The sequence below is a fragment of the Agrobacterium sp. 10MFCol1.1 genome (genome assembly GCF_000381165.1).
GTDB lineage: Bacteria > Pseudomonadota > Alphaproteobacteria > Rhizobiales > Rhizobiaceae > Agrobacterium > Agrobacterium tumefaciens.
Genome location: NZ_KB906080.1, coordinates 212102 through 238369, shown reverse-complemented (window position 1 = coordinate 238369; position 26268 = coordinate 212102). Strand labels below are relative to the sequence as shown.

Annotated in this window: 26 protein-coding genes and 1 pseudogene; 6 read left to right on the top strand and 21 right to left on the bottom strand. The window is 59.6% G+C overall.

All coding sequences use genetic code 11. The features are described from left to right. Positions 1-41 precede the first annotated feature (41 nt). The 3 genes from F617_RS0121190 (at position 42) to arsK (ending at position 2674) form a co-directional block, all read left to right on the top strand. Positions 42-965, top strand: a complete 924-nt coding sequence (locus F617_RS0121190) for a LysR family transcriptional regulator (protein WP_003518035.1) — start codon at positions 42-44, stop codon at positions 963-965. Between the two features lie 139 nt (positions 966-1104). Beyond that, complete coding sequence (locus F617_RS0121185; RefSeq protein ID WP_019566609.1) at positions 1105-1476, top strand: helix-turn-helix transcriptional regulator; 372 nt, start codon at positions 1105-1107, stop codon at positions 1474-1476. Next, entirely contained in the window at positions 1469-2674 is a 1206-nt protein-coding gene (gene arsK / locus F617_RS0121180; RefSeq protein ID WP_019566608.1) for an arsenite efflux MFS transporter ArsK, read from the top strand. Before F617_RS0121185 ends, arsK begins: the two co-directional genes overlap by 8 nt. 4 nt (positions 2675-2678) lie before the next feature. Here the strand turns inward: arsK and arsH are convergent, their stop codons facing one another. The 14 genes from arsH to F617_RS0121110 form a co-directional block, all read right to left on the bottom strand. Then, positions 2679-3407, bottom strand: coding sequence for an arsenical resistance protein ArsH (gene arsH, locus F617_RS0121175; RefSeq protein ID WP_019566607.1), 729 nt, complete (start codon positions 3405-3407; stop codon positions 2679-2681). Beyond that, a complete protein-coding gene (gene arsC / locus F617_RS0121170; protein ID WP_003518039.1) occupies positions 3382-3807 on the bottom strand; it encodes an arsenate reductase (glutaredoxin) in 426 nt (141 codons plus the stop codon). The genes arsH and arsC overlap by 26 nt, the downstream gene beginning before the upstream one ends. 2 nt (positions 3808-3809) lie before the next feature. After that, the gene (gene arsB / locus F617_RS0121165; protein WP_013761984.1) at positions 3810-4868 is read right to left on the bottom strand and encodes an ACR3 family arsenite efflux transporter; all 1059 of its coding nucleotides are present in this window, start codon (positions 4866-4868) and stop codon (positions 3810-3812) included. Continuing rightward, positions 4868-5224 (bottom strand): helix-turn-helix transcriptional regulator, encoded by a 357-nt coding sequence (locus F617_RS0121160; RefSeq protein WP_003518041.1) that lies wholly within the window; start codon positions 5222-5224, stop codon positions 4868-4870. Before F617_RS0121160 ends, arsB begins: the two co-directional genes overlap by 1 nt. A 261-nt stretch (positions 5225-5485) precedes the next feature. Further along, a complete protein-coding gene (locus F617_RS0121155; protein WP_003518042.1) occupies positions 5486-6205 on the bottom strand; it encodes a ribonuclease activity regulator RraA in 720 nt (239 codons plus the stop codon). A gap of 34 nt (positions 6206-6239) precedes the next feature. After that, positions 6240-7037, bottom strand: coding sequence for an NAD(P)-dependent oxidoreductase (locus F617_RS0121150; protein ID WP_025595272.1), 798 nt, complete (start codon positions 7035-7037; stop codon positions 6240-6242). 16 nt (positions 7038-7053) lie between these two features. Beyond that, on the bottom strand, positions 7054-8778 hold the full coding sequence (araD, locus tag F617_RS0121145; RefSeq protein ID WP_019566605.1) for an L-arabinonate dehydratase: 1725 nt from the start codon (positions 8776-8778) through the stop codon (positions 7054-7056). 39 nt (positions 8779-8817) lie between these two features. Next, positions 8818-9897, bottom strand: a complete 1080-nt coding sequence (locus F617_RS0121140) for an ABC transporter ATP-binding protein (protein WP_003518045.1) — start codon at positions 9895-9897, stop codon at positions 8818-8820. Positions 9898-9920: 23 nt separating this feature from the next. Beyond that, entirely contained in the window at positions 9921-10964 is a 1044-nt protein-coding gene (locus F617_RS0121135; RefSeq protein WP_003518047.1) for a carbohydrate ABC transporter permease, read from the bottom strand. Next, positions 10957-11925 (bottom strand): carbohydrate ABC transporter permease, encoded by a 969-nt coding sequence (locus F617_RS0121130; RefSeq protein ID WP_003518048.1) that lies wholly within the window; start codon positions 11923-11925, stop codon positions 10957-10959. The genes F617_RS0121135 and F617_RS0121130 overlap by 8 nt, the downstream gene beginning before the upstream one ends. A 57-nt stretch (positions 11926-11982) precedes the next feature. Continuing rightward, complete coding sequence (locus F617_RS0121125) at positions 11983-13251, bottom strand: ABC transporter substrate-binding protein (RefSeq protein WP_019566604.1); 1269 nt, start codon at positions 13249-13251, stop codon at positions 11983-11985. Between the two features lie 22 nt (positions 13252-13273). Next, on the bottom strand, positions 13274-14347 hold the full coding sequence (locus F617_RS0121120) for a Gfo/Idh/MocA family protein (protein ID WP_019566603.1): 1074 nt from the start codon (positions 14345-14347) through the stop codon (positions 13274-13276). Next, positions 14344-15360, bottom strand: a complete 1017-nt coding sequence (locus F617_RS0121115) for a Gfo/Idh/MocA family protein (protein WP_019566602.1) — start codon at positions 15358-15360, stop codon at positions 14344-14346. Before F617_RS0121115 ends, F617_RS0121120 begins: the two co-directional genes overlap by 4 nt. Continuing rightward, positions 15353-16405 carry a Gfo/Idh/MocA family protein gene (locus F617_RS0121110; protein WP_013761993.1) on the bottom strand — a complete coding sequence of 351 codons (1053 nt, stop codon included), beginning with the start codon at positions 16403-16405 and terminating at the stop codon, positions 15353-15355. The genes F617_RS0121115 and F617_RS0121110 overlap by 8 nt, the downstream gene beginning before the upstream one ends. Before the next feature lie 106 nt (positions 16406-16511). Here F617_RS0121110 and F617_RS0121105 point away from each other — a divergent pair, with 106 nt between their 5' ends. Together F617_RS0121105 and F617_RS0121100 are read left to right on the top strand one after the other, a co-directional pair. Further along, positions 16512-17225: a GntR family transcriptional regulator gene (locus F617_RS0121105; protein WP_019566601.1), complete on the top strand. Its 714-nt coding sequence runs from the start codon at positions 16512-16514 to the stop codon at positions 17223-17225. 35 nt (positions 17226-17260) lie between these two features. Further along, complete coding sequence (locus tag F617_RS0121100) at positions 17261-18184, top strand: SMP-30/gluconolactonase/LRE family protein (protein WP_019566600.1); 924 nt, start codon at positions 17261-17263, stop codon at positions 18182-18184. Positions 18185-18329: 145 nt separating this feature from the next. Here the strand turns inward: F617_RS0121100 and F617_RS0121095 are convergent, their stop codons facing one another. The 5 genes and pseudogenes from F617_RS0121095 to F617_RS0121075 all read right to left on the bottom strand — a co-directional run bounded on the left by F617_RS0121095 (position 18330) and on the right by F617_RS0121075 (position 22105). Then, positions 18330-18926, bottom strand: a complete 597-nt coding sequence (locus tag F617_RS0121095) for an NUDIX domain-containing protein (RefSeq protein WP_019566599.1) — start codon at positions 18924-18926, stop codon at positions 18330-18332. A gap of 27 nt (positions 18927-18953) precedes the next feature. Further along, a complete protein-coding gene (locus tag F617_RS0121090) occupies positions 18954-19799 on the bottom strand; it encodes a PhzF family phenazine biosynthesis protein (protein WP_019566598.1) in 846 nt (281 codons plus the stop codon). A gap of 43 nt (positions 19800-19842) precedes the next feature. Continuing rightward, positions 19843-20625 carry a pyrroline-5-carboxylate reductase gene (locus F617_RS0121085; protein ID WP_019566597.1) on the bottom strand — a complete coding sequence of 261 codons (783 nt, stop codon included), beginning with the start codon at positions 20623-20625 and terminating at the stop codon, positions 19843-19845. A 144-nt stretch (positions 20626-20769) separates the two neighbouring features. Beyond that, a pseudogene (locus tag F617_RS0121080) lies at positions 20770-21255 on the bottom strand (FAD-dependent oxidoreductase); the annotation flags it as partial. A gap of 1 nt (position 21256) precedes the next feature. Further along, positions 21257-22105 (bottom strand): LysR family transcriptional regulator, encoded by an 849-nt coding sequence (locus F617_RS0121075; protein ID WP_019566595.1) that lies wholly within the window; start codon positions 22103-22105, stop codon positions 21257-21259. Between the two features lie 151 nt (positions 22106-22256). Between F617_RS0121075 and F617_RS0121070 the strand changes: the two genes are divergently transcribed. Next, the gene (locus F617_RS0121070; RefSeq protein ID WP_019566594.1) at positions 22257-23777 is read left to right on the top strand and encodes an MFS transporter; all 1521 of its coding nucleotides are present in this window, start codon (positions 22257-22259) and stop codon (positions 23775-23777) included. A gap of 25 nt (positions 23778-23802) precedes the next feature. Here the strand turns inward: F617_RS0121070 and F617_RS0121065 are convergent, their stop codons facing one another. Together F617_RS0121065 and F617_RS0121060 are read right to left on the bottom strand one after the other, a co-directional pair. Continuing rightward, complete coding sequence (locus tag F617_RS0121065; protein ID WP_019566593.1) at positions 23803-24984, bottom strand: acyl-CoA dehydrogenase family protein; 1182 nt, start codon at positions 24982-24984, stop codon at positions 23803-23805. Positions 24985-25096: 112 nt separating this feature from the next. Continuing rightward, a complete protein-coding gene (locus F617_RS0121060) occupies positions 25097-26200 on the bottom strand; it encodes an LLM class flavin-dependent oxidoreductase (protein ID WP_019566592.1) in 1104 nt (367 codons plus the stop codon). Between the last annotated feature and the right edge of the window lie 68 nt (positions 26201-26268).

Genomic DNA, 26268 nt, shown 5'->3' with positions numbered 1-26268 from the left:
CTGATGGAGTTTATATTTGTAAAATTGATGTAACGGTCCCCATGCAGCTCGCGCAATCCGACCTTCGTTCTCTCGCCGTCTTCCGCGCCGTCGTGGAGCACAAGAGTTTTCTCGGCGCGCAAATCACGCTCGGGCTGAGCCAGTCCGCTGTCAGTTTCCATATCAAGGCGCTGGAAGACAGGCTCGGTTTCAAGCTGTGTCGGCGAGGGCGATCCGGTTTTGAATTGACGGATCGCGGCGCGCTCGTGCATGAGCGTTCGAAAGTGCTGTTCCTGGCGCTGAACGCCTTCGAAAGCGATATCGGTACGCTCAAGAACCGTATTACCGGTACGTTGCGACTGGGACTTGTGGACAACACGATTACCGATCACGACCTGCCCATTCACCGCATCATCGCCCGCATCAGCGAAAAGGCGCCGGAAGCACGTATCGAGCTGGTGATCGACACGCCGGACGCCCTGTTGTCGGAAATTGCCAATGGCGGCCTCGACATCGCACTTTTACCGGAAACGCTGCCGTATCAGGGCCTGAAGCTTTCGCGCTTCAGGGAAGAGGCGCATTCACTGTATTGCGCGAAGGGACACCAGCTCTTTCATCTTCCCGATGCCGAACTTTCCGTCGAGCGCATCGAATCCTTCGATTTTGTCGTGCGGCCCTATGCCAATATGCGTGAGCTGCAATATTTTCCGCAGGCACGGGCGCGCGCTTCGGCCTCCAACATGGAGGCTCAGGCGATGTTCGTGATGTCCGGCCACTATGTTGGGTATCTGCCTGATCATTATGCAGATGATTGGGTCCAGAAAGGAATTTTCCGGCCGTTGATGGCAGCAAAGACCCGTATCCAGTCCACCTTCGTTATTGCCACGCGGTCCGCTGAAAAGCCTTCGACGGTGCTCGATTTCTTCATTCGCGAACTCGCCGGTTTCGCATCAGAGGCGTTTCACAAGAACGCGCGCAAGGCGTAGAGCATACGCCGCTGATAGCCCGGTCGCCGCGAACGCCTACGTATGTTCCAGGGGGCAAGTGTGATCTCGGAAGAAATTGCCTTGCCGATGGCATCGCCGTTCGCTATCCATACTTCAATAATTCAAGGATTATTGAAGTATGGACCAGCATCAGGCTCTTTCGGCATTTGCTGCCCTCTCTCAGGAGACGCGCCTCGCGATCGTTCGAGCACTTGTCGTTGCCGGTCCTGACGGACTGGCCGCCGGTGCAATCGCCGAGCGCATGGGCGTCTCGGCAACGAACGTGTCGTTTCATCTCAAGGAACTGGAGCGGTCTGGCCTGGTCTCGCAACGACGAATATCGAGGTCTATCCTTTACAGCGCCAGCTACGACACTTTGGCCGAGCTTGTGAAATTCCTGGTAGAAGACTGTTGTGCTGAACATCCGGCGATTCTGGAGAATGTCGAGCGAAGCGATGGATGCGCCAGTCCGGCCGGCACTTCCTCCGGTGGGGGCAATATCATTGCATAATTCGAAAGTACCTGCTGGCATCGTCTCAGCGCTTGGCCTCACGCAGATCATCGGTTACGGCACTCTCTATTACAGTTTCAGTATTCTTGCGCCCGGCATGGCGGAAGACCTCGGCCTGACATTGGCGGAGGTATTTGGCGTCTTCTCGGTGTCGCTATTCATCGGAGGTCTGTCGGCAACCTATATCGGCAGGCAGATGGATAGGATCGGAGCCGCCACGGTGATGACGGTTGGCTCAGCCCTTGCGGCCTTGATGCTGTCGCTCTGTGCCTGGTCACCGTCAGTCGCAATCTTCGCCGTTGCCATCATCCTGCTCGAGGTATCGTCCGGAATGGTGCAGTATCAGGCCGCATTCGCGACGCTGGTCGAAAGCGATCCCAGAACCGCCGCCCGCAGCATCACCTACCTCACGCTGATCGGCGGGTTCGCATCGACGATCTTCTGGCCGATCTCGGCCGCGCTTTCCGAATGGATGTCGTGGCGTGAGATCTATCTGGTCTTTGCAGCGCTGAACCTGTTCCTTTGCATGCCTCTACACGTCTGGATCATGCGCGTCGGCAAGACCGGACCGAATGCGGATGCGGCTGTCCCTCGCGAAGCCATAATCGGAGCAATCCCCCACGATGCGCGCCGCCGAAGCATGATCATGGTGTCGTTCGCCTTCGCGCTTCTCGGATTTACGCTTGCCGCGATCCTCGCGCACATGGTGCCGATGCTCGGTTCCATCGGGCTAGGTGGCGCGGCAGTAGTTATAGGATCTCTGTTCGGTCCGGCACAGGTCGCAAGCCGCCTGATCAACATGGTCTTCGGAAAGAACCTGTCGCCGCCAGCGCTCGCCGTCCTGTCGGCGGTGCTGATTGTGTTCGGCATCCTGATCTTGCTGGCAACGCGAGACTGGCTACCGGGGGCAGTCGCGTTCGCAATCTGCCTCGGGCTTGGGTCAGGCATCAACAGCATCGCGCAGGGTAGCCTGCCACTCTATCTGTTCGGATCGGAAGGGTATGGCGCGATCACGGGCAAGATGGCGGCAGCTCGACTGGCGCTCGGAGCCGGGGCACCCTTCGCGTTCGCGGCGTCCATGGAAAACTTTGGCCTGAGCCTGTCACTCATTGGAAACGCATGTCTCGGCGCGGTCAGCATCACGGCATTCGTTGCGGTGGCAGCATCCTGTCGGCGGCCAGCCACCGCAACAACCTAGGTCGTCAGATCGATTTCAGGGAGACCCGCTTCTCCAACTCGACCGCTTCTTCCTTCCGCTCGCTGTAGCGGTCGGTCAAATAGGCCGAGGCATCGCGGGTCACGATGGTGAACTTAACCAGCTCCTCGCAGACATCCACCACCCGGTCGTAATAGGGAGACGGCTTCATCCGTCCGTTAGCATCGAACTCCTGATACGCCCTTGCGACCGACGACTGGTTGGGGATGGTGATCATCCGCATCCATCGCCCGAGGATACGCATCTGGTTCACAGCATTGAAGGACTGGCTGCCGCCGGAAACCTCCATGACGGCGAGCGTCTTGCCCTGTGTCGGGCGAACAGATCCGAGCGAGAGAGGAATCCAGTCTATCTGCGACTTCATGATGCCGGTCATCGCGCCGTGGCGCTCGGGACTTACCCAAACCTGCCCTTCCGACCATTGCGAGAGCTCACGCAATTCCTGCACCTTCGGGTGGCTCACGGGTGCTTCGTCGGGCAAAGGCAGGCCCTTCGGATCGAATATCCGAACTTCGCATCCAAGCCGTTCGAGCAGCCGCCCTGCTTCGAAGGCAAGCAAACGACTGTAGGACACCTCGCGTAGCGAACCGTAGAGGATCAGAATGCGGGGCTTATGTGTCGAAAAGGCCGGACGCAGAGCATCGAGATCAATCGCGTGCAGGTGCTGGCCCTCAAGTGCGGGGAATGTGTCAGGCAATGCGCTTTCCTTCATCATCGAGGACCTGTTCGCCGTCTTCTTTGGTAAACGGCCCCTTGAATGCGTCTGCCGGAAGTATATCCAGAACCACTTCCGAGGGGCGCGACAACCGCGTACCCATTGGGGTGATGACGAATGGCCGGTTGATCAGGATTGGCGTCTCGAGCATGGCATCGATCAACTGGTCATCGGTCAGTTCAGGATATCCAAGCCCAAGCACCGTATAGGGCGTGCCCTTCTCGCGGATCGCCTCGCGGACGGTCAGCCCGGCGTCGGCGATCATCTTGACGAGTTGCTCGCGGCTCGGCGGGGTTTTCAGATACTCGATCACAGTGGGTTGAATACCGGCGTGCTCAATGAGTGCGAGGGTGTTGCGCGAAGTGCCGCAATCCGGGTTGTGATAGATGGTGACGTCCATGCTCATTGCCTTTCGGTAATTGTGTTTCGGGAAACGGCTGGGGCCGCCTCGTACCAATCCTTCGAGCGGTTCACGATCCAGACGACCGAGAGCATGACCGGAACCTCGATGAGGACACCGACAACGGTTGCCAGTGCTGCGCCTGATTGAAAACCGAACAGGCTGATAGCGGCCGCAACCGCGAGTTCGAAGAAATTGCTTGCACCGATCAGTGCCGACGGACCGGCAATGCAGTGCCGTTCGCCGCTCATCCGGTTCAGAAGATAGGCGAGCCCGGAGTTCAGATAGACCTGGATAAGGATGGGGATTGCAAGCAAGCCGATGACGGCTGGTTGGGCGATAATCTGCTCGCCTTGGAAGGCGAAGAGAAGAACCAGTGTTGCAAGCAGCGCTACCAGCGAAATCGGCTGCAGCCTTGCGAGAATGCGATCGAGCATCCGTGACGTTCCGTCCGCCATGAGCCGGTGCCGGATGAACTGCGCGAGGAAGACGGGCACGACGATATAGAGGGCAACGGAGAGGACGAGCGTGTCCCACGGAACGGTGATTGCGGACAGGCCAAGCAAAAGGCCGACAATGGGAGCAAAGGCGATGACCATGATCGCATCGTTGAGTGCGACCTGCGAGAGCGTGAATAGTGGTTCGCCGCGTGTCAGGTTAGACCACACAAAGACCATGGCAGTGCAGGGCGCTGCGGCAAGAATGATCAGTCCCGCAATATAGGAGTCGATCTGGTCAGCGGGAAGATAGGGGCGGAACAGCCAGCCGATGAAGAGCCAGCCCAGCAACGCCATCGAGAACGGCTTGACGGCCCAGTTGATGAACAGCGTGACGCCGATACCCCGCCAGTAGGTGCCGACCTGCGTGAGAGAGCGGAAATCGATCTTCAGCAGCATCGGAATGATCATCAGCCAGATCAGGATTGCGACCGGGATATTCACCTTGGCAATCTCGGCCGCGCCAATGAGCTGGAAGACGCCGGGCAGCAAATGGCCGAGGGCGACACCGACGATGATGCACAGAAACACCCAGACGGTTAGGTAACGTTCAAATGTGGACATCAGGCGGACTTTCCCGCGTGTGGAGTGCAGCAGGGCGTCAACTCGGCGATCAGCGGAGCGCAAAGCTCTGCCGATCCACCACAACAATCCTTCAGGAGAAACAGCGTCATGTCGCGAAGCTGTTCTATCTGCGCGCGATACATGATGATTCTGCTCTGGCGTTGCGATGATACGAGGCCCGCGCGTGACAGAACATTGAGATGCGCGGACATGGTGTTTTGCGGCACCACCAGCGCGCGCGCGATGTCACCCGCCGGCAAGCCTTCCGGTGCGTGCCGCACAAGCAGCCGAAAAGTTTCGAGACGGGTTGGCTGCGCAAGCGCCGCCAAAGCGAGAATAGCCTGTTCTTGTTCCATATATCCAGATTAATGGAAATATAGGCATAGTCAATGTGTTTTTGCGGGTGTTACCAAACACCACAAACTCCAGGGGATCATTTTACGAATATCGACAGAAACCCATTTCGGGCCGGTTTTTAGTGCGGGAAAATCGTCGGCCCAGTCGCTTCGGCGACTTGGTATTATTGTACATGCGAGTCCGCCTGCATGAGTGGGACGCCACCCATGCAGGCTTGCTTCAAGGCATTGCCGACGAAACCGGCAAGCGTTCTGTTCGACTCACGCGCCCGAACGGTCTCTCTGTTCGCGCCATACGGCGAAAGCCTTCTGGTGTTCGTCCTTCGTGCAGGGATAAAGACCGATGATGGTTGCGCCGCCCTTCACCTGTTCGACCACGAAATCCTCGTAAGCGGTCATTTCCACCGCTTCTGTCGCGATTTCGTCGGCAATTCCGGCGGGGATGACGATGACGCAATCCGCATCACCGACAATGATATCCCCGGGGAAAATCGGGGCATCGCCGCAGCCGATCGGTCCGTTGATTTCAATTGCTTCGTGTTTCGTGAGGTTTGTAGGGCTGGATGGTCGGGTGTGGTAGGCTGGAATATCCAGCTCCGCAATCGTCGCAGCATCGCGGAAACCGCCATCCGTAACGACGCCGGCAGCACCGCGCACCATCAGGCGGGTGATAAGAATATCACCAGCAGATGCGGCGCTCGGGTCTTTGCGGCTGTCCATGACCAGTACGTGGCCGGGCGGGCAGGTCTCAATGGCGACGCGCTGGGGATGTGCTGGGTTGCGGAATTCCACCAGCTGGTTGCGGTCTTCGCGGGCGGGCATGTAACGCAGCGTGAATGCAGGCCCGACCATGTTCGCGCCCTTGTGGCCAAGCGGGTGGACGCCCTGAATGACCTGGTTGCGCAGGCCGCGCTTGTAGAGTGCGGTTGCGAGGGTGGCGACGGAAACCGTCATCAATTTTTCCCTGGTTTCTGTATTCATCTTATTCTCCTCGAATAGCGTGAGTGTCTGCACATCAGTTTTTGTGGATCGGTTCGTCTATGAAAACGCCGCCCTGGTATTTCGCGATTGCGGCATCCGGATCAGGGCGAGGGACATCCCGTTCGATATCGGCCCGGAAGCGTGCGGCATTATCCCGCCGCTGCCAGCCGAGAAAATCGACGTGGGAATTATCCCACCAGCTGTCGTCATTGGCAGAGACGCCCCAGATGACCAGGCAACCGAGTTTTGGCGCGTGAAATACGGCCTCTACCAGGGAGACCAGATCGTCATGGCTGAGCCAGGTGGATAACATGCGCCAGTTGGTGGGCTTCTCTTCGCAGGAGCCAATGCGGACGATGGCCGTTTCCTGTCCGAATTTGGAATGGTAGAGGCTCGCCATTGCCTCGCCGAAAATCTTCGAGACGCCGTAAAGGCCATCCGGCAAAAACGGCGTCTGCGGCGATAGCTGCTCACCCTGCGGATAATATCCGATGGTGTGGTTGCTGGAGGCAAACAGGATGCGTGGCATGCCAGCAAGCCTTGCTGCCTCGTAAAGATTATAGACACCGCGCAGATTGGCGGCCTCGATGGGATCGTAAGCCTTTTCGACGGAGATGCCGCCGAGATGGACGATGCCGTCGCAATCCTTCACCAGCGCATGGACGGCGCCACCGTCCTCCAGAGAGCAGCGGATGATCTCTTCATTCGCTGCCGCCGCACCCATATCAACCACATCCGAAAGGCGGATGATCTCCGCGAGGTGGCCGAGCCTGCCGCGCAACATGCTGCCCAGCTTGCCGCCGGCGCCCGTAATCAGCAAACGTTTCATCATTTTGCGCGCTCCCGTCTCAGAATATGTCGGGTTCGCCAGCGGTGCGGCCGAAATCCGTCTGCAGGAAATCGAAATCGCATCCGGCATCCGCCTGGGTAACGTGTTTCGAGAAGATGTAGCCATAACCACGCTCGTAACGCGGCGGCGGCGCCTGCCATGCGGCCCGACGCTGGGCGATCTCCTCTTCGCTGACCAGCATGTCGAGACGGCGCTGGGGCAGATCGAGCCGCACGATATCGCCGGTCTTCAGCAGGGCAAGCGGCCCGCCGACGAAGCTTTCCGGCGCGACATGAAGAACGCAGGCGCCATAGGAGGTGCCGGACATGCGGGCATCGGAGATGCGCACCATATCGCGGTGACCCTTCTTGATCAGCGCCTTGGGGATGGGCAACATGCCCCATTCGGGAAAGCCTGGGCCGCCAAGCGGGCCCGCATTACGCAGAACCAGAACGTGATCGGGCGTCACATCCAGATTTTCATCGTCGATTGCCGCCTTCATCTCGGGGTAGCTATCGAAGACCAGCGCCGGACCTTCATGGAAATGGAGTTTCGGATCGCAGGCGGCGGGCTTGATCACAGCACCATCCGGGCAGAGATTGCCGCGTAGAACGGCAAGCGATCCTTCAGCGTAAACAGGGTTATCCAGCGAGCGGATGACGTCGTCATTATAGACCCGCGCGCCTTCGAGGTTTTCGCCCATGCTGCGGCCGGTAACGGTGAGCACGGAACAGTCCAGACGGCTTTCGATCTGCTTCATCAGGGCTCGCAGACCGCCCGCATAATAAAAATCCTCCATCAGGTAATCTTTGCCGGAGGGGCGGACATTGGCGATAAGCGGCGTCACGCGGCCGAGTTCGTCCAGCTCGTCCAGCGTCATCGGTACACCGGCGCGGCGCGCCATGGCAATCAGATGCACGACGGCATTGGTGGAACAACCGGTCGCCATGGCAACGATGGCCGCATTCCGAAACGCGGCCGCAGTAAGAATACGATCCGGGGTCAGCTCCTCGGCCACCATTTCCACAATGCGACGGCCACAGCCTGCCGACATGCGCTGGTGTTCGGCGTCCACCGCCGGGATGGAGGAAGCGCCGGGCAAAGTGAGACCGAGCGCATCGGTGATTGCCGTCATGGTCGATGCCGTACCCATGGTCATGCAGACGCCGGCGGAGCGGGCAATGCCGCCCTGCACGCCGCGCCATTCTTCATCGGTCACGTTACCGGCCCGGCGTTCGTCCCAGTATTTCCAGGCATCGGAGCCGGAGCCCAGCACCTTGCCGGCATAGTTGCCGCGCAGCATCGGCCCGGCTGGAAGATAGATCATCGGCACGCCGGCCGAGATCGCTCCCATGACGAGGCCGGGGGTGGTCTTGTCGCAACCACCCATCAGCACCACGCCATCCAGCGGATGCGAACGGATCATTTCCTCCGTCTCCATGGCGAGCATGTTGCGATAGAGCATGGAGGTCGGCTTGGTGAAACTCTCATCGACCGAAAGCGAGGGCATCTCGACCGGGAAGCCACCTGCCTGTAGAACGCCGCGCTTCACATCCTTCACACGTTCGGGAAAATGCGAGTGACAGGTATTCAGCTCCGACCAAGTGTTGAGAATGCCGATGACGGGCTTGCCGGCAAAATCCTCCTCCGAATAGCCAAGCTGCATCATGCGTGAGCGGTGGCCGAAACTGCGCAGATCGTCGGGCGCGAACCAGCGGGAGGAACGGAGTTTTTTGTCGGTCATGTCAAAGGTCCTGCTTTACGGGGGCGTGGCGACGGAGGCTTAGTCCTGCTTCAGCGTAAGCCCGCTTTTCGTATCGAAGAGGTGGATATGTTGGAGCGGCGCCGACATGCGGATGACTTCGCCAGCTGATGTCGATGTCTGCCCCGCAAGATGCAGGGTGACGTGGCTGCCGTCACCGAGGTTGCCATAGAGATAGGATTCCCCGCCGAGCTGCTCTGCCGTGCGCACGGACATGGTCACCGCACCATCCGGTGTGGGCTGCACATGGTTGGGGCGAATGCCGAGCGTGACCCTCTGGCCGGGTGCGTAGGAAAAGCCGCTCTGCGGCAACGGGATCAATTCGCCGGTCGCGATTTTAAGGGACGGCTGACCTTCTGCTACTACTTCGCCGGCGAAGAAGTTCATCTTCGGCGAACCGATGAAGCCTGCTACGAAAAGGTTTGCGGGGCGATTATAAAGATCGAGGGGAACGCCGAACTGCTCGAGCTTTCCGGCGCGCAGCACGGCAATCTTGTCGGCCATCGTCATGGCCTCCACCTGATCGTGGGTCACATAGATCATGGTATTGCCAAGACGCCGATGCAGGCTGGAAATCTCGCCGCGCATATCCACGCGCAGTTCCGCATCGAGGTTCGACAGCGGCTCGTCAAACAGGAAAACCCGCGGTTCGCGCACGACAGCGCGACCGATCGCGACGCGCTGTCGCTGGCCGCCCGACAGATCCTTCGGCCGCCGCTCAAGCAGCTGGTCGATCTGCAGCATCTTGGACACCTGTGAGACCTTCTCGACGATGTCTTTTTTCGGAGTGCCGATGTTTTCCAGGCCGAAGGACAGGTTTTCCCGGACCGTCATATGCGGGTAGAGCGCGTAGGACTGGAACACCATGGCAAGCCCGCGATCGGCAGCCGGAACCGCGTTCACCACATCGCCGCCGATGACGATATCGCCGCCGCTCAGCTCTTCAAGACCGGAGATCATGCGCAGCAGCGTCGATTTTCCGCAACCGGACGGGCCGACGAAAACACAGAACTCGCCGTGCTTGATATCGAGATCGATACCCTTGATGACGTCGAGGGCGCCATATGTTTTTTTGACCTGACGAAGCTCTATACTTGCCATTGTGTCATTCCCTCCCTTGAGGATCATTTTCCGCCGGTCGATGCGATGCCGGTGGCGATATATTTTTGCAGGAACATGAAGACCAGCGCGATTGGCGCCAATGTCAGCACCGTCATGGCCAGCAGATTGCTCCACTCTGTCGTCATTTCTCCCTGGAAGGAGTTGAGCGCCAGTTGCAGGGTGAAATTGTCGTTGCGCGTCAGCACGATAAGCGGCCACAGGAAGTCGTTCCAACGCCACATGATGGCGAGGATGGCCAGCACCGCGAGCGCCGGTGCAGACAGCGGTAGGATGATGCGCCAGTAGATTTTCCATTCGCTGGCCTTGTCCATGCGTGCCGCATCGAGGATTTCATCCGGGATGGTCAACATGTATTGGCGCAGCAGAAATACCCCGGTCGGTGTGGCCGCTCCTGGAATGATCACACCCCACAGGCTGTTGATCATGCCGAGCTGGCTGGTGATGAGAAAAAGCGGAACGAGCACGACGGTCTGCGGGATCATCAACGTTCCGACGACGAGTGCCAGAACCACGCCTCTGCCCTTGAAGCTGTATTTCGACAGTGCAAAGGCCGCCATGGAGTTCACGATCAGCATGATGACGGTCGACGTCACGGTGATGAAGGTCGAGTTCCAGAAATAAAGCGGAAAGTTGAAGCGCTGGAAAAGCTCGGTGTAGTTCTCCGTCGCCAGTGCAACCTTCTCGGCCGGGCGCAGCTCGTTGAACGGCATCTTCATGACTTCGCCGGGCTTTGCCGGATCCACCACCTGGGCGACGAGCCCGACGCGCCTGATCATGCCGAGCTTGCGGCCTTCCTTGTCGACAAAGGCCGGCAAAGGTGCGGCCTGACCGTCAATGACCACGGTTTCCTGCGCATAGGGAAGCAGGCGCGGCGGAAACCGCTGGAGGTCGGCTTCCGTCTTGAAGGAGGAGAGAACGAGCCAAAGAACGGGTCCGAACATCATCAGAACGGCAACGCCGAGATAGGCGTAAGACAGCCAGTCGGTCCAGTGCAATTTGCCGTTTCTGCCGCGTGTGCGGGTTAGAAATGCGCCAATCCTAGCCATCGACTTTGCTCCTGTTGGCCCGGAATTGCAGGGCAGTCAGCACCACGAGAACCACGGCAAGCAGCAGCGAAGCCGCCGCGGCCAGTCCGAAGTTGCGGGGTGTTCCGGCAAAACCAGTCTGATAGATGAATTGAATGATGAAGGTCGTCGCCGAACCCGGCCCACCGCCGGTAAATGCGAAGACTTCATCGAAGGTCTGTACGCCCTTGATGAGGGACAATACGAGAACCACGAGCATGGTCGGGGCGAGAAGCGGCATTGTGATCCGGCGGAAAATCCGCCACGGGCTTGCCTTGTCCAGCTGTGCCGCCTCATAGACGTCACGCGGAATGGCCTGAAGACCGGCAAGCAGGATGAGCGTGTAAAAGCCCATATGCGCCCAGACGGACAGGAATACCGACCATCCAAAGGCAAGGTTGGCCTCCAGCAGCCAGTCCACCGAACCGATACCGAGGGAATCGAGCGCAGCGTTCAGGACGCCGAAACGCTGCAGTATCCACTTCCATATCAGCGCCACGACCACCGGTGAAAGCAGCACGGGAAAGAAGAAGACGGCGCGGAAAAAACCGCGTGCCCTGATGTCACGGTTGAGCACGACCGCCGTAATCAGCGAGAAGCCCACCATGAACCCGACCTGCAGCACGACGAAGAAAAGCGTGTTCCAGACGGAGCGCCAGAAAAGATCGCGCTGACAGGAATTGGGATCGAAATAGTTCTGGCACGAGAGAAGGACCGAGAAGTTTTCGCCGCCCACGGAGGGGCGTTCCGACAGCAGGATATGCTCGCTGCCGGTCACTGAATAAGCCATGTTGAGAACGATCGGCAAAAACGCGAAGACCGCAAACAACAGGAGATTGGGTGTCAGAAACACCCATGCGATGCGCCGATGCCCGAGCATTTTCTGCAAGAGGGCGAAAGGTAGCTCTATGATGCCCATGACGGGCGCAAGAAGTCTGTACATTGATGGTCCTCCTTCGATCCGGCGCGGCGCGGCAAGGCCGCGCCGGAAGGCGATGGATCACTTCGCCTGTTTCAACGCTTCCTCAAGATCGGCCTTCGCACGTGTCATGGCGTCATCAACCGAGCTTTCGCCAACAATCGCCTGCGTGACGCGCTGGACGGAAATGTTGAACATCGCACGGTTGTTCTTGTAGCCCTGATAGGCGTAGGCGATGGGGCTGATACCAGGGACCTGATCCAGCCACGCGTTCATGGCCTTCTGGGTCGCCGGGGTTGCGCCGGTGTAGTCGATAGGCTTTGCGCCGACGGCCTTGTGAGCCGGGACGTTGCGGGTACGGACAGTGAAATCGAGGTAATTTTCGTCCTGCGCGAGGAAGTTCAGAATATCCGCGACGATCTTGGGGTTCTTGGTCTGCTTGAAGCCCACGATACCCGTTCCGCCTGGCATGCCGGTGCATGCGGCCGGTCCGCATGGCTGCGACACGACTTCCCAGTCGAAAGCATCGCCGACCTGACTGTCGAAGCGCGCTGTCTGCCAGCTGCCGGAATAATAATAGACGAGCTGACCGTTGATGAATTCCTGCGCCGCATCGCGGTAGGTATTGCCACCCTGACCGGCCCAGACGTCACGCGCCATGGTGCCGTCCTTGTTCCACTCGACGAATTTCTTCACGAAAGTGGTGAAGCCCTCGTCGACCAGGATCGGCTTGCCGTCGGCGTCGAAAAGTTTCGCACCGTAGGAAATAGCCGGACCGGCGATACGGTGACCGGAGCGGTCGATCGCCATGGGGTATGGCGAGCCGGTGGCCTTGGCCACTTCATTTGCGGCCTTCGCCCAGTCGTCAAAAGTCGCATCTTTGCCGGGAACGGCGACTTTCGCCTGATCGAACAAGGTGCGGTTGATGAAGGCGCCGGTAATGGTAAGCTGCGTCTGCATACCATAGATGCCCTTGTCGTCGGGGCCGCTACGATACCATTTCAGCACATCGCCGAAATTGTCCTGCCAGTACTTCGCATCCACGTAGGGCGTCAGGTCGAGATAATAGCGATTGAGGCCGCCAAGATCGGTGACGGTTGCGAAATCCGGGCCGCTGCCGCCGGCGAGCTGCACCGGCAGGCCTTCGAGAAGCGCCTTGTAGGGCACGATATCCGTAACGATCTTGACGTCAGGATGCTGTTTTTCGTAACGCGACAGGATGTCCTTCAGGACTTCGCAGCCGTTGCCGTCATAGGCGCAGGTGAAGCGAACTTCCTGTGCCTCAGCGGCACCGGCAAAAGATGCCGTCCCCAGGGCCAAGGCAAACGCCAGGCTGTATTTTCTGCTCATCTGGTTTCCTCCCTTTAGATGATTATGCCGTGGCGGACGCGCGCGGAGCCCAACCCTTGAGCCGCTCATTGTCAGCGGTCAGCGGCAGGCGAACGGCCGTGCCTTCCTGTACCGACGTGTAGATTGCGGTTACGAGTTCGATGGACTGCAAGCCGTCCGTAATCGTCACTTCCTTGCCCCCGCGACCCTCCATCGCATTGGCAATCGCCTCGACAAAACCGGTAAAGCCGTTTTCGCCATCTTTAACCGTTGCAAGAACGGCGTCGATCTGGTCCTGCGTGGTCGGCGCCCGCGCTGCAAAGTGCCATTTATCTTCCGCCGGACGATAGGGCAGCGTTCCGCTTTCGGCCGTGAAGCCTTCGAAGCAGAACCGCAGACGGGACGTGTCGTCGGCTGCACCAAGCGTGACCGAGCTGGTGGCGAGCGCGCCGCTCTTCATGCGGAAGCTGATGGCGGCGCAGTCTTCCGTCTCGATCCTGTTCACCCGGGTGTCGGCCATGGCGAAGACCTGTTCCACCGGACCTAGGACATGGCACAGAAGGTCGTGGGCATGGATGGCGTGACCGAGGATCGCGCCGCCGCATTCACCCTTCCAGGTGCCGCGCCAGGGAATGTCGTAGTAGCTCGCGCCACGGTTCCAGTGAACTTCCGAGCTTGCCACATAGGCTTTGCCAGCAAGTCCGGCGTCGATGAGGGCGCGCAGCTGCCGCAGGGCGGGACCAAAACGATACTGGAAAACCGGAAAGACGCGCCGTCCGGTCTTCTTGACAGAGTCCATCAGCGCATTTGCTTCCTCCAGCGAACGCACCAGAGGCTTTTCGCAGACCACGTCCTTGCCGGCCGCGTGGGCCTTCAGCATTACGGGGAAATGCAGATGCGGCGGCAGGCAGACGTCTATGAGCGAAATGCTTTCATCGGCGAGGACTTCTTCGAGATCCGCCGTGATGCGGATGGAAGAATTTTCGCCAGCCACCGCCCGTGCCCGCTCCACATCAAGATCGCAGATCGCCTTGACGGTGAAACGTTCCGGCAGCGCCAGATAACCGGTGAGATGCTGTGCGCCGATACCGGCGCCGATAATGGCGACGCCGATCATGCTGCGGTTCCTTCAGCCTTGGCCTGCGCCTGAAGCGAGAGGTCACAAACCTTGAAGACGTGTTCCTGCGTCATGGCAGTTTCCGTGCGGTTGCGGATATCGTCGCATACACGGGCGAAGTAGGGCAGGCCGGCACCGGATGCGTCGATATATTCGCAACGGTCGCCATTGACGAGGATCAGACGGTCTGTCCCCTCGGTGTTGCCGACATCGACGTATTTGCGCAGTTCGATATAACCTTCGGTACCGAGGATCGTCAGGCGGCCATCACCCCATGTCGGTAGTGCATCGGGTGTGTACCAGTCGACGCGGATATACCCATGGCCCTTGTCGCCGCGCAGCACGACTTCGCCGAAATCCTGCAGGCCCGGATCGCCCGGGTTGGCGTAATTGGCAACGGTGGCAGATACGATCTCAACTTCGGTGGACCCGGTAAAGAACATGAACTGGTCGATCTGGTGGCTGGCAATATCGGTGAGAATGCCGCCATAGGCCTCGCGTTCGAAGAACCATGTCGGGCGGATTTGTCGGTTCAGGCGGTGCGGACCAAGGCCAACCGTCTGGATGACGCGGCCGATGGCACCCTGTGCAACCAGCTCGGCGGCTTTCGTGACGCTCGGGACTTCGAAGCGCTCGGAAAAATCGACGGTCCAGATTCTTTTGGTCTTGGCAACGGTCTGGCGCAGGCGCTCAAGCTGGTCGAACGTGGTGCAGCCCGGCTTGTCGGACATGACGTCCTTGCCTGCTTCCATGGCAGCGATGGCAAGATCGGCACGCTTGGACGGAATGTCGGCAATGATGACGAGATCGATGGTTTGGTCAGCCAGCAAATCCTCCTTGGAGGCAGCACGCGGCACGTCCGGGAAGCGCTTTACGAAACCTTCGACCACGTCCGGCTCGCCTTGCGTCCACCAGCCCGCAAATTGCGCACCGGCATCCAGCATGTTCTGCGCCATGCCGAAAATGTGCCTGTGCTCTATGCCGAGAGCCACGAACTTGATTGGTTTACTCATCCTGCAGTTCCACTTCCTTGCCGGTTTCGGCTGAGTTGATGATCGCGTCGATCAGTCTGTGAGACAAAAGAGCTGCTTCACCGGTGACGACCGGCGGGCGCCCTGAAGAAATGGCGTCGACGAAATCGTCGAAAACGCCCTGATGCCATTCATGCGTGAAAGCCATGGGATCGGCGCCGCCGCCGGTGCCGGAAGCGGCACCACCGAAGGTTTCCTGGCGGCCGTCGCGCCAGTCGACATGCAGCAGGCCGGATGCGAGCCGCAGGCTTGCCTTGTCGAAATGGAGAAGAATGGATTCAGGCGCACCGGGAAAGCTTGCGGTGCTCGCGACGAGCGAGCCGACGGCGCCGTTTTTGAAACGAAGGCCGGCCGATACGTAATCCTCGGTTTCCATCTTGTGAAAACGCGTCGTTGCCGCCATGGCCTGCACGCGGGCAACAGGGCCTGCAAGGCTCAGGGCCAGATCGATCGTGTGGATTGCCTGCGATATCAGAACGCCGCCGCCGTCACGCGCAAGCGTGCCGCGTCCCGGCTCATCATAATAGGCCTGGGTACGCCACCACGGCACCGAAATCTCGCAAAGGCCTAGTTCGCCAAGCGTGCCGGATGCGACCAGTTCGCGTGCCTTTTGCGATGCGGCGCGCATGCGGTGCTGGAAAATGATACCGAGCGTTACACCCGCATCGCGGCAGAGCGCTACCAGATCGGCCGCTTCCCGCGTGTTGCGGGCGACAGGCTTTTCGAGAAGAATGTGTTTGCCGGCTTTTGCAAGCGGACCGACGATATCGGCGCGGGCATTGGGCGGCGTTGCTATGATGGCGAAATCGACATCGCCGTCACGCGCGGCTTCCTCGATTGACGCGTATACGGCCACGTGGTGACCGGTGTGTTTTGCCGCTTCGGCAGCCAGCGCTTTCGCGCGGCCGGAGCCACCGTCAACAATCGCTTTCAGGCGGATTTTTTCAGGGCTTGCCGCACAGGCAAGCACATGCGTCTTCGCTACCATTCCGGCACCAACGATGACGCAGGTCTTGATATTTTGCATTCGGGAGCCTCCTTCCCATGGCCATTCAATTGCATACCGGTATGCCGGTTGTCAACACACCAGTGTTCCGGTATACCGGTTACAGAGAAAGACATTTGGAGAGCGTATGCCAAAGATCCCGATGACAGGCGGCACGGTGCCGATGATGGAACGACTGGATTTCAACCGACCGGTTGTGGACCAGATCTATTCGGCGCTGAAATCTGCCATCCTTTCGCGGGAGCTGTTTCCGGGCCAGGCCGTGTCGGAAAACGAGATTGGCCAGTCCTTCAACTCCAGCCGCACCCCGGTGCGCGAGGCGTTGAGCCGGCTGCGAGATGACGGTTTGATCGTCACCCTGCCGAGCCGCGGGACCTATGTCTCCAGACTGTCGGACAAAAATATCCGCAGCGCGCAGTTCATTCGTGAGGCGCTGGAGGTTGCCGCTGCCCGCAGGCTCTGCCAGACCGGCATCCCGGCCGAAGCGGACCAGGAAATCCTGCATGCGCTGGAAGGCCAGCGTTTGGCGATGGAGCTTGGCGACAAAAAGGCCTTCCGTATCCATGACGACCAGTTCCACAGCGCCCTTGCCGCCGCAACCGGCCTCGAAAGGCTGGAGACCCTGTTGATCCGGGAAAAGGCTGGGCTAGACCGCCTGCGAGCGCTGGCGATTACCGACGAAGCACACATGGCCAGACTGCTGACGGAGCATGAGGCCGTCTACAATGCAATAAAGGCGCGTGAGGAGGAGAGCGCGGTGGATTATCTGCGCCAGCATCTCCGCCGCGTCCTCGGCATTCTGTCGCAGATCTTCGAAGCACATCAGGAATATTTCGAATAACGCCACGCTGCGCAATTCAACGGTTCAGATAGAAAATGACAACAGCAAATTTCGACAACGCGCCTGCGATCGATCAGGCAGGACTCCTGTGCGACGAAATCAGCATTCTTGCGGAAAGCCCGGTGTGGGACGAAAGACGTCAGGTCCTGTTCTGGTGCGACATTCTTGGCAAGAAGCTACGTTCAGCTGGGCTGGGCGGCGTCCAGTATCGTGAATGGACGTTCCCGGAAACCGTCTCCAGTCTTGGGCTCTGTCAGAGCGGTGATCTGATTGCCGCTTGCGGGATGGATATACTCATCCTCAATCCGGAAAGCGGCGCGCGGCGCACACTTCATTCCATTCCCGCACCTGAAGGCATCGCCTGCCGGCTGAATGACGGACGTGTCGGTCCGGATGGAGCTTTCTGGGTTGGTACCATGCACAATGTCCCGCTCTCGCAGATGCAGCCCTATGGAGAGCTCTGGCGTATTACGAATAATGGGGCCGAACGTATCCAGACCGGACTGACATGTCCCAACGGCCTCGCTTTTTCGCAGGACGGTTCCGTCATGTGGCAAAGCGATTCCGTGCAGAAATGGATACGCAGGCGGAATTTCGACAAAACCAACGGTGTATTTGATGAAGGTGTGCTAGTCGCACAAATGCAGGAAGAGACCGGAAGGCCCGATGGTGGATGTCTTGACATAAGCGGCCGATATTGGAGCGCGGGTGTATCTGCCGGCGTTTTGAACATTTTCTCGGAAGACGGCAGTCAACAGATCGGGACGGTAAGGATGCCTGTTCCGCATCCAACGATGCCCTGCTTTGGCGGGCCGGATTTCGGCTCGCTTTTCGTGACATCGCACCGCCATAACATGACGCAAGACAGGCTGAGCGAGGTACCTCTTTCCGGTGGCGTTTGGGTCATTCCGTCCGACATCAAGGGCTTTCCCGCATTCCGTTTTGAGGATGGCAGGTGAAGCCCAAATCGTAAGTCTTTGATCTTTGTTGCCCAACGCAAGTGATGGGTTTCGGCCAGTCTACGTCAGGCAAATTCGTCCTGTTGATCCTGTAGTCTGGCCGTAATCAGCATCGCTTCCGCATTGGTAGATATTGCGGTCGAGATCAGCGTGTTCCGTGCTTTTCCTGCAAAAGCCGGATGGTGAGGTGCTGCAGCAGAATGATGGTCTTGGCGTCGCGAATATCGCCGCGGCTGATCATCTGCATAGCGTCTGGCAGAGCGATTTCCAGCACGTCTATGTCTTCTCCCTCGTCCGCGGAGCCGCCGCCTGTGCCCACTTTATGGTTCTCGGCATATTCGCCGTAGAAAAAGGCGAGGTATTCGGTGACCGATCCGGGGCTCATATAGATATCGAACAGATGGGTGAGTTCGGAAACCTCATAACCGGTCTCCTCCATCAGTTCCGCACGCATGCGCGCTGCCGGTTCAGCGCCTTCCAGCAGCCCCGCCGGAGTCTCGATCAGCGACTCGAGGCCGCCGTTCAAGAGAACCGGCAAACGGAACTGGCGGGTGAGCAAAACATGGTCGTTTGCGGGGTTGTACAACAGGCATGTCGCTCCGTTGCCGCGATCATACGCCTCCCGGGTCTGCCGTTGCCAGCTTCCGTCCCTTAGCTGAAGTTCATACTCATATTTGGTCAGCCGTCCCCAATCATCCGCCAATACGCGTTGCGAAATCGGGCGGTAAACGCTGCTATTCATCAAGTCACCTCGTCATTATCTGTCTTTTCAAAGGCCGTGCAGCCGGCCTTCGACTTGCGTGCGTGTCTCGCCGCCGACCCATATCTGGCCGGTATCATCGCGGGTCAGGTAAATGCGGCCTTGACGGCCAAGACATGTGCCCTGGGCGGCGACATAGTCTTCCGCGACCACGCCTGTCGCAAACAGCCACTGCGCCAGCGAGGCGTTGAGGCTTCCGGTGACCGGATCCTCGGCGATGGCGCCCAGATGATCGCTGAAGAAGGCGCGAACCTCGAAGGCGGCTTCGCCGCCATTTGCGTGCGGACCAACGACGCCAACGTCAATGCGGCCGGGCCAGCTGCGGACCGGCTCAAGGGCAAGCACCTTCTCAGCCGATGCCAGCCTGATCCCCAACCAGCCGGGGCCATTGTCGATCCATGCGGCATCAACGATGTCGCGTGTCTCTATTCCCAGCAGCTGCCGGGCCTCTTCCAGCTCTGCGGGTGTCGGCGCGCCGGAACGGACAAGGGGCGGAGCGGCAAAGGAAAGTCGACCATGCGCGTGCCGGATCGTCACCAGACCGGCACCGCACTCCTGAACGATGCCCATTTCGCTTTTGGGCAGGCCGTTTTCGGAGAGCCAGGCATGGCAAGTGCCGAGCGTAGGGTGTCCGGCAAACGGCATCTCCCGGTCCAGTGAGAATATCCGGACACGGTAATCAGCCTGGGGGTGGGTGGGCGGCAGCAGAAACGTGGTTTCGGACAGATTGAACCACCGCGTCAATCGCTGAATGTCATCCGTGGTCAAGGTGTCTGCACCCGTGACGACCGCCAGCGGATTGCCAGAAAGCGGGCCGGAGCCGAATACATCGATCATATGGATAGTAAAGGTCATGGCATCGTTCTTTCAGTTCGGATCGATTGTCGGCGCGGACTGTCTATTGCGTAATCCGTTCCAGCACGCGGCTCAATGCCCGCTTCAATGCGCTCGAACCGCCATTGCCGTCAAAGTCCTGAAGAACCTGCTCGTTCAGGCCACCCTTGGTGGCGAATTCGCGGCTGAGATCGGTAAAGTCCGTGTCCTTGCCGGCAAGCAGCGCCACTTCGGAGAGGCCGGCGAAGAGGGGTGCAAGATAGGCGCGGCCCTTTTCTTCCGGCAGGCCGTTTTCGGCCAACCACTCCGTCGTCTGTTGCAGAATGCCGAAATAGGTTGCCATCAGGGCGCTTGCGGCGGCGAGAAGGTCGTATTCCGCCTTTGTTTCACATTCCACCGCATTGCCGAGCACGTTGAAGATCGCGGCGGTATCCGCATCGGAGGGGTAAACGGCCGTGACGCCTTTGCGGCGGGCGACAAAAGGCAGCGGGATCGCCTGGGTCAGGCGCACATCCGCGCCGATCCAGTCAAGCAGTGCATGTCGACCGGTTGCGGCAACGACGCTTATGACTTTCTGCCCCTCGCGAAACCGCAGCGGCCGGATGACGTCCTCGGCGATCTGCGGGCGGATGGCCAAAACGACGGTATCGCAGCCGTCAACAATCGCCTGATTGTCGCTGGAGACGATCACCTGCGGGAAATCGGCGGCAAGCCTGGCCGAGATATCCGCGCTGCGCTGGGATACCATGACATGCGGCACGGCGGAAGGCGTGCTGAGGAGCCCCCGCACCATCGCATCGGTGATAGCGCCGGTTCCGATAAAGCCGATTTTCTGGGGAAGGGACATGATGACTCCATTGCATTGATAGGAAGGACGATACATCGGTACGGCTGACGCAGGAAGGCAATGAAACAATCACGAGATTGCCGGGGGCTGGCATATCTGCCGAAGAATTGGCTTGGCAACCGGATCGGCCACTTCACATAACCTTCAAATCTCTCCGAACCAACGGGCTGCTGCCCTTGCGAATTTCTCCTTGTCCGGAGCAGACTCCGTGGCACAGGCGACGATACCATCGGGGCGCACCAGGACTGTGCTCAAGCCCAATTGGTCGACGGCATTGCCGGCGACATAGGAGATCCGGCCGTTCCAGCGACCTGCCAGCGCTTCAAGCGATGCGTCCGCGCTAAAGTGCAAAAGCAGACCTTTGCCCTCTCTCAGAAGTTCGCCGGTGCTCCTCCCGTCCGCCAGTGCGAAGTCCGGAACGCTGCAGCCCACCAGCGGATGGTTGCCGCCTAGCTCGTAGCGGAGGGAAATGCCCCATACGCGCTCGGCGAAATATGTCGCGCCATCGCGGGTCTCGATGAGATCGCGGATGATGGCTTCCAGCGCTCGTGTGCTCCGGCTTGGGCGCATCAGTGCGACCTGGGCGCGCGACCAGTCAAGGACCTGTGCACCCACTGGGTGTCGCTCACAGTCACGGTCGATGCTCCCGGAAAGCGGCGGCCAGTGTGCGCAGCGCCTCACGGGATCTGCTGTCGGTAAGGGTCGAGAACATCACGATCTCGGTGGAAGGCAGCGGCGGGAGGCTGAAACGCTGGCTGACCTCGATTGTACCGGGTGGCGCCAGGCGGCAGGAGAATGCCGAAATGGCGAGACCTGCCGAAACGGCCGCGGTCACCATCGATGAGGTGCCGCCAAGAAAGACTTCCGTCCACGCGATGGCGGCGGAATCAAGAGCACGAGTGGCGATGTCACGTACACCGCAGGCGGGCGAAAGCGCTGCCAGTCGCAGTGGCTCGCCCTGACGATGCTCGAATTGCGGGGCTGCGAACCAGCCGAAATGCTCTTGCCCGAGCACTTCGCCATCACGCCTGTCATCCTCGCGCCGGATGATTGCAGCATCGATCTCGCCGCGGTCGAAGGCATCCAGCAACGTGCGGGAATTGTCCATCCGCACTTCTATCGTCAGTCCCGGATCGTGCGCGTTGAGCCGCGCCAGCAGCGTTGGCACTTCCGGCCCTGCAACATGGGCGGCTATGCCAAGGCCAAAGCGTCGGCGCGTGGAAAAAAGCCCTGCCATGGCGCGATCATGCGCGGCAAGGAATTCGCGGGCTGGTGTTAGAAACACTGCGCCTTGCGCGGAAAGGCGCACCGAGCGCGGCGTCCGTTCAAGAAGCCGCTGGCCGAGCCGGTCTTCCAGCCGCTTGAGCTTGACGCTGATGGCACCCTGCGTGGTTCCGAGCGTTTCGGCAGCGCGGGTGAAGCTCTGCAGATCGGCAATGGTGACGAAAGCCTGAACGGCATCCACATCCAGAGTGGTCACTTTAATAATCCAAATTTGTTGTCTCTGAAATATCCAAGCATCCAATTCAGTTATGGTCAAGCTTTCACTAATTTGCCTTGGACTCTGCAAAACACGGATCGAAGCGTGCATGTCTTCTGCTGCTTCAGTCCGAACCACGAAAGGCTGAAGAATGACCCTTGCCGTTACCGCCCCAACCCGGAGTAGAAGTGCCATTGCGCTCGCCGCCGTCTGTCTCTCCGCTCTGATGTTCGGGCTGGAAATCTCCAGCGTGCCGGCGATCCTGCCGACGCTCGAGCAGGTGCTGCACGCGGATTTCCGGCAGCTGCAGTGGATCATGAACGCCTATACGATCGGCGTGACGATGGTGCTGATGGCAACCGGCGCGTTGGCCGACCGCTTCGGTCGCAAACGCGTCTTCATCGCGACCATCGTCGCTTTCGCCATTTCCTCCCTCGCCTGCGGCATGACTGAAAGCGTGGCGGTGCTGATCGGCGCACGCTTCCTTCAGGGACTAAGCGGTGGAGCGATGCTGGTATGCCAGATCGCTATTCTGTCACATCAGTTCCGCACGGCCCGCGAGCGTGGAATGGCTTTCGGCTGGTGGGGTATTGTCTCCGGCGTCGGGCTGGGTTTCGGGCCGATCATCGGCGGAGCCATCGTTGCGCTGTGGAGCTGGGAGTGGGTATTCCTCGTTCACGTGGCGCTCGGCATCGTGACACTGTTCCTTGCCGCAAGCGGTGTGGAAGAATCGCGTGATCCGGATGCAACCCGTCTTGATCTTGCCGGTATCGCCACACTCTCGGTTGCCGTGTTCTGCCTTGCGTTTTTCATCACCCAGGGACCGGAACTCGGCTTTGCCAGTTCAAAGGCACTTCTGATCCTTGGTCTATCAGTCGCGAGTTTCATCGCCTTCGTGATCGTCGAAAAGCTCACGCCAAGGCCGATGTTTGATTTCTCCGTATTCCGCATCCGGCCATTTTCCGGCGCGATTATCGGCTCGGCGGCGATGAACATCAGCTTCTGGCCGTTCATGATCTATCTGCCGATCTGGTTTCAGGCGGGCCTTGGTTATGACAGCGTCACCGCCGGTCTCGGTCTGCTTGCCTATACGCTGCCAGCGCTGGTCGTACCGCCGTTGGCCGAGCGTCTGTCGCTGCGTTATCAACCCCGTCTTGTCGTCCCGGCCGGGCTGTTCACCATCGGTCTCGGTTTCATGCTGATGAAACTTGGCAGCAGTGTCGCAGATGCGAGCTGGCTCACCATGCTGCCCGGCTGCATCCTGTCCGGTGTCGGGCTTGGCCTCACCAACACGCCGGTCACCAATACGACAACCGGTGCCGTTCCCGCTGCCCGTTCCGGCATGGCCTCCGGCATCGACATGAGCGCGCGAATGATCTCGCTTGCCATCAACATCCCGATCATGGGCTTCATTCTGGTTGAGGGCGTCTGGTCGTCGCTTAGGGCCAACCTGCCGTCCGGCGCGGATTTGCCCGCCCTGCGTTCGCTCGCGGAGAAGATCGCGGCGGGAACCGCGGGATCGTCGGTGGAGCGTGTTTCGGATGCACTCGTCCATCAGGCACTCGCGGACGGTTTCGGTCTGGTCATGCTTTATGCTGGCATCAGTGTCTGGTTGCTCGCCGCTCTGAGCTTTGTGGTTTTCGGCCCGGCGCGAAAGCTTGCCCACGGTTAGTGGTGCCCGGGCGCTGGGACGATAGTCAGGCGGATTTCAGGATTTGCAGTCCTGCCGAAGGTTGGGCGGCCGCAGTCTCCTCGCGGCTCCAGCGGCCAAAGGCGGAGCGGCCCAAAATCGCAATCGACGTATCCTCCTGCGGCGCATGGACGAGCACCGTCTGGATGTCGCGGAAATGTCGTTCGAGGCCCAGTTCGCTACCAAGACCTGGATTGCCGATGCCGCGCACTGCGATCTCGACGGCATCACGCAGCTGCCGGCCGGCAAGCAGCCTTGCCCTGATGAATCCTTCCGCATCGCCATTGTTGTTTTCGAGCGTGCCGAAAATGATCTGGCGGGCGCCGGAGACCAGAAGATCGATTTCGCCTGAAAGCGTTATGAAACGTTCCGTGCGGGCGATGGGATGGCCGAGATTGGCCGGCACACGCTCATGCGCGAAGCGGATGAACTTGGCCTGAGCGGCTTCTGCTACGCCGAGGTAAAGCGCTGTCAAAGCCAGCGGGAGTGCCGCATGCGCCCGGTTGTCCTGCTGGGCGACCGATGGATCGACGAGGTCGATGACGTTTTCCGCCGGGATTTCGACATTGGCATATTCGACATCGTGCGATCCCGTAGCGCGCATGCCGAGGCTCTGCCAGTTCTCGATGACCTTGATGCCCGGCAACCCGTTCGGCACCACGAATGTTCCCACCCGCGCCGGCGTTTCGTCAGTATGCGCCCAGACAAGGAAATGCGTGAGACCATATGCGCCCGTCACGAAGCGTTTTCGGCCCGTGATAGACCAGCCATTGTTTGTCCGGCGGGCGAGCGTCGCGGGCAGGCCACCGCGCGCCGGCGACCCCAGCTCCGGCTCGACACGCGCGGCATTGAGCAGCAACGGCCGTTGTTTGGCGTCCGTCAGAAGCCGCCGGTAGAGATCTTCGGGCCAGTGGTTTTTCGCGGCCTGGGCGAGATGGGTAAAGATCGTCATGGCGCTGATCAGCGCCACGGAAGGATCGCCCCGGCCAAGTGCCGCCAGAATGTGGGCGGTATCGGCAAGCGTCGCTCCCTGGCCGCCATAACGTGTCGCAACCGTGCTTTCGAGGAGGCCGCTTTCGTGAACGGCACGGATACCCGTCCAGGGAAACTGGCCAGTCTGGTCCGCATCCGGTGCGGCCTGTTCAAGGATGCGAGCGGTTGCGTCTAGGACAGTTGAGTCATGAGACATGCGTGGTCGAGGCTCTCTGGCTGTGGGGAATACCATTTCCCCATCAGGGGCGATTGGCTCCGTCTGCACTTCAAAAAAATGCCCGGTCAGGCGACCGGGCTGGATCGCGGCATTATGCAGCGGTCTTTTTCTTCGCATCTTCCCGTTCGCGAATGCCTTCGCGGACAAGCGGCAGGATGTAGCGGCCATAATCCACCGCGTCGTTGTAATTGTCGTAGCCGCGGATCGAGATCAGGTCAGCGCCAAGATCGATGTAGTCGAGGATGGAATCCGCAATGGTGCGTGGCGAACCGACCAGCGCAGTGGTGGCGCCGCTGGCATTGGTGGCGGTGACCGTCGGATACCAGAGGGCGCGATCATGCACATCGCCGCGTGCGGCGATTTCCAGAAGCCGTTGCGAACCGACATTGGCCGGGCGCGGCGCGTTGAGCGGTGCGCGTGTTACGTCTTTCTGGCGGTTCTCGTTCAACCGATCCAGAGTTCTGTGAGCCTTTTCCCAGGCAAGCTCGTCCGTCTCGGCGACGATCGGCCGGAATGTGACCCAGATCCGGGGGCGATCCGTGCGGCCCGCCTTTGCGGCTTCCGCATAGACCCGCTCGATCTGCTGCTTGGTTTCGGCAAGCGGCTCTCCCCACAGGCCGAAGATATCGCAGAGCGAACCACCGATGCGATAGGCGGCGTCCGAGGAGCCACCGAGCGAAATCGGAATAAGCCCGTTTGTGGGCCGCACCGCGCTGCGGAATTGCTTGAACTGGTAATATTTTCCGTCGAAGTCGAAGGGCTCTTTCGAGGTCCAGGCCAGGCGCAGGATGCGGATATATTCCTCCTGGCGCTCATAGCGTTCTTCCTTGTTGAGGAAGTCGCCTTCACGCGCCTGTTCTTCATCGCTGCCGCCGGCAATGAAGTGCACCACGACACGCCCGCCGCTCAACTGATCGAGCGTCGCGAGCGACTTGGCGGCAACTGTGGGATAAACCGTGTTCGGCCGCAGGGCGACGATGATCTTGATGTTTTTCGTGTGCGCGAGCACCGTGGCGCCCAGCGTGAAAGGATCGAAAGACGATGAGGAGTAAGGGATCAGCGTATAGTTGAAACCGTAATCATCAAGGGCGCGGGCATAGCGCTCCAGAAAAACAGGATCCACAGGTGCGTCTGGAACGGGGTTTAGATCGTTCGATGCATTGGGAAAGCTTACGCTGATAAATTCCGCGGACATGGGCGCTCCTTCAGGTTCAATGCAAGCATGTTAGGGCGCGGCGCAGGGACGAGGAAGACAGGTCTTTC

What these genes read in the sequence shown, in the direction of transcription:
- F617_RS0121190 (WP_003518035.1), top strand. Translation starts at nt 42, where the DNA reads ATGCAGCTCGCGCAATCCGACCTTCGTTCTCTCGCCGTCTTCCGCGCC.
- F617_RS0121185 (WP_019566609.1), top strand. Translation starts at nt 1,105, where the DNA reads ATGGACCAGCATCAGGCTCTTTCGGCATTTGCTGCCCTCTCTCAGGAG.
- arsH (WP_019566607.1), bottom strand. Translation starts at nt 3,407, where the DNA reads ATGATGAAGGAAAGCGCATTGCCTGACACATTCCCCGCACTTGAGGGC.
- arsC (WP_003518039.1), bottom strand. Translation starts at nt 3,807, where the DNA reads ATGGACGTCACCATCTATCACAACCCGGATTGCGGCACTTCGCGCAAC.
- arsB (WP_013761984.1), bottom strand. Translation starts at nt 4,868, where the DNA reads ATGTCCACATTTGAACGTTACCTAACCGTCTGGGTGTTTCTGTGCATC.
- F617_RS0121160 (WP_003518041.1), bottom strand. Translation starts at nt 5,224, where the DNA reads ATGGAACAAGAACAGGCTATTCTCGCTTTGGCGGCGCTTGCGCAGCCA.
- F617_RS0121155 (WP_003518042.1), bottom strand. Translation starts at nt 6,205, where the DNA reads ATGAATACAGAAACCAGGGAAAAATTGATGACGGTTTCCGTCGCCACC.
- F617_RS0121150 (WP_025595272.1), bottom strand. Translation starts at nt 7,037, where the DNA reads ATGATGAAACGTTTGCTGATTACGGGCGCCGGCGGCAAGCTGGGCAGC.
- araD (WP_019566605.1), bottom strand. Translation starts at nt 8,778, where the DNA reads ATGACCGACAAAAAACTCCGTTCCTCCCGCTGGTTCGCGCCCGACGAT.
- F617_RS0121140 (WP_003518045.1), bottom strand. Translation starts at nt 9,897, where the DNA reads ATGGCAAGTATAGAGCTTCGTCAGGTCAAAAAAACATATGGCGCCCTC.
- F617_RS0121135 (WP_003518047.1), bottom strand. Translation starts at nt 10,964, where the DNA reads ATGGCTAGGATTGGCGCATTTCTAACCCGCACACGCGGCAGAAACGGC.
- F617_RS0121130 (WP_003518048.1), bottom strand. Translation starts at nt 11,925, where the DNA reads ATGTACAGACTTCTTGCGCCCGTCATGGGCATCATAGAGCTACCTTTC.
- F617_RS0121125 (WP_019566604.1), bottom strand. Translation starts at nt 13,251, where the DNA reads ATGAGCAGAAAATACAGCCTGGCGTTTGCCTTGGCCCTGGGGACGGCA.
- F617_RS0121120 (WP_019566603.1), bottom strand. Translation starts at nt 14,347, where the DNA reads ATGATCGGCGTCGCCATTATCGGCGCCGGTATCGGCGCACAGCATCTC.
- F617_RS0121115 (WP_019566602.1), bottom strand. Translation starts at nt 15,360, where the DNA reads ATGAGTAAACCAATCAAGTTCGTGGCTCTCGGCATAGAGCACAGGCAC.
- F617_RS0121110 (WP_013761993.1), bottom strand. Translation starts at nt 16,405, where the DNA reads ATGCAAAATATCAAGACCTGCGTCATCGTTGGTGCCGGAATGGTAGCG.
- F617_RS0121105 (WP_019566601.1), top strand. Translation starts at nt 16,512, where the DNA reads ATGCCAAAGATCCCGATGACAGGCGGCACGGTGCCGATGATGGAACGA.
- F617_RS0121100 (WP_019566600.1), top strand. Translation starts at nt 17,261, where the DNA reads ATGACAACAGCAAATTTCGACAACGCGCCTGCGATCGATCAGGCAGGA.
- F617_RS0121095 (WP_019566599.1), bottom strand. Translation starts at nt 18,926, where the DNA reads ATGAATAGCAGCGTTTACCGCCCGATTTCGCAACGCGTATTGGCGGAT.
- F617_RS0121090 (WP_019566598.1), bottom strand. Translation starts at nt 19,799, where the DNA reads ATGACCTTTACTATCCATATGATCGATGTATTCGGCTCCGGCCCGCTT.
- F617_RS0121085 (WP_019566597.1), bottom strand. Translation starts at nt 20,625, where the DNA reads ATGTCCCTTCCCCAGAAAATCGGCTTTATCGGAACCGGCGCTATCACC.
- F617_RS0121070 (WP_019566594.1), top strand. Translation starts at nt 22,257, where the DNA reads ATGACCCTTGCCGTTACCGCCCCAACCCGGAGTAGAAGTGCCATTGCG.
- F617_RS0121065 (WP_019566593.1), bottom strand. Translation starts at nt 24,984, where the DNA reads ATGTCTCATGACTCAACTGTCCTAGACGCAACCGCTCGCATCCTTGAA.
- F617_RS0121060 (WP_019566592.1), bottom strand. Translation starts at nt 26,200, where the DNA reads ATGTCCGCGGAATTTATCAGCGTAAGCTTTCCCAATGCATCGAACGAT.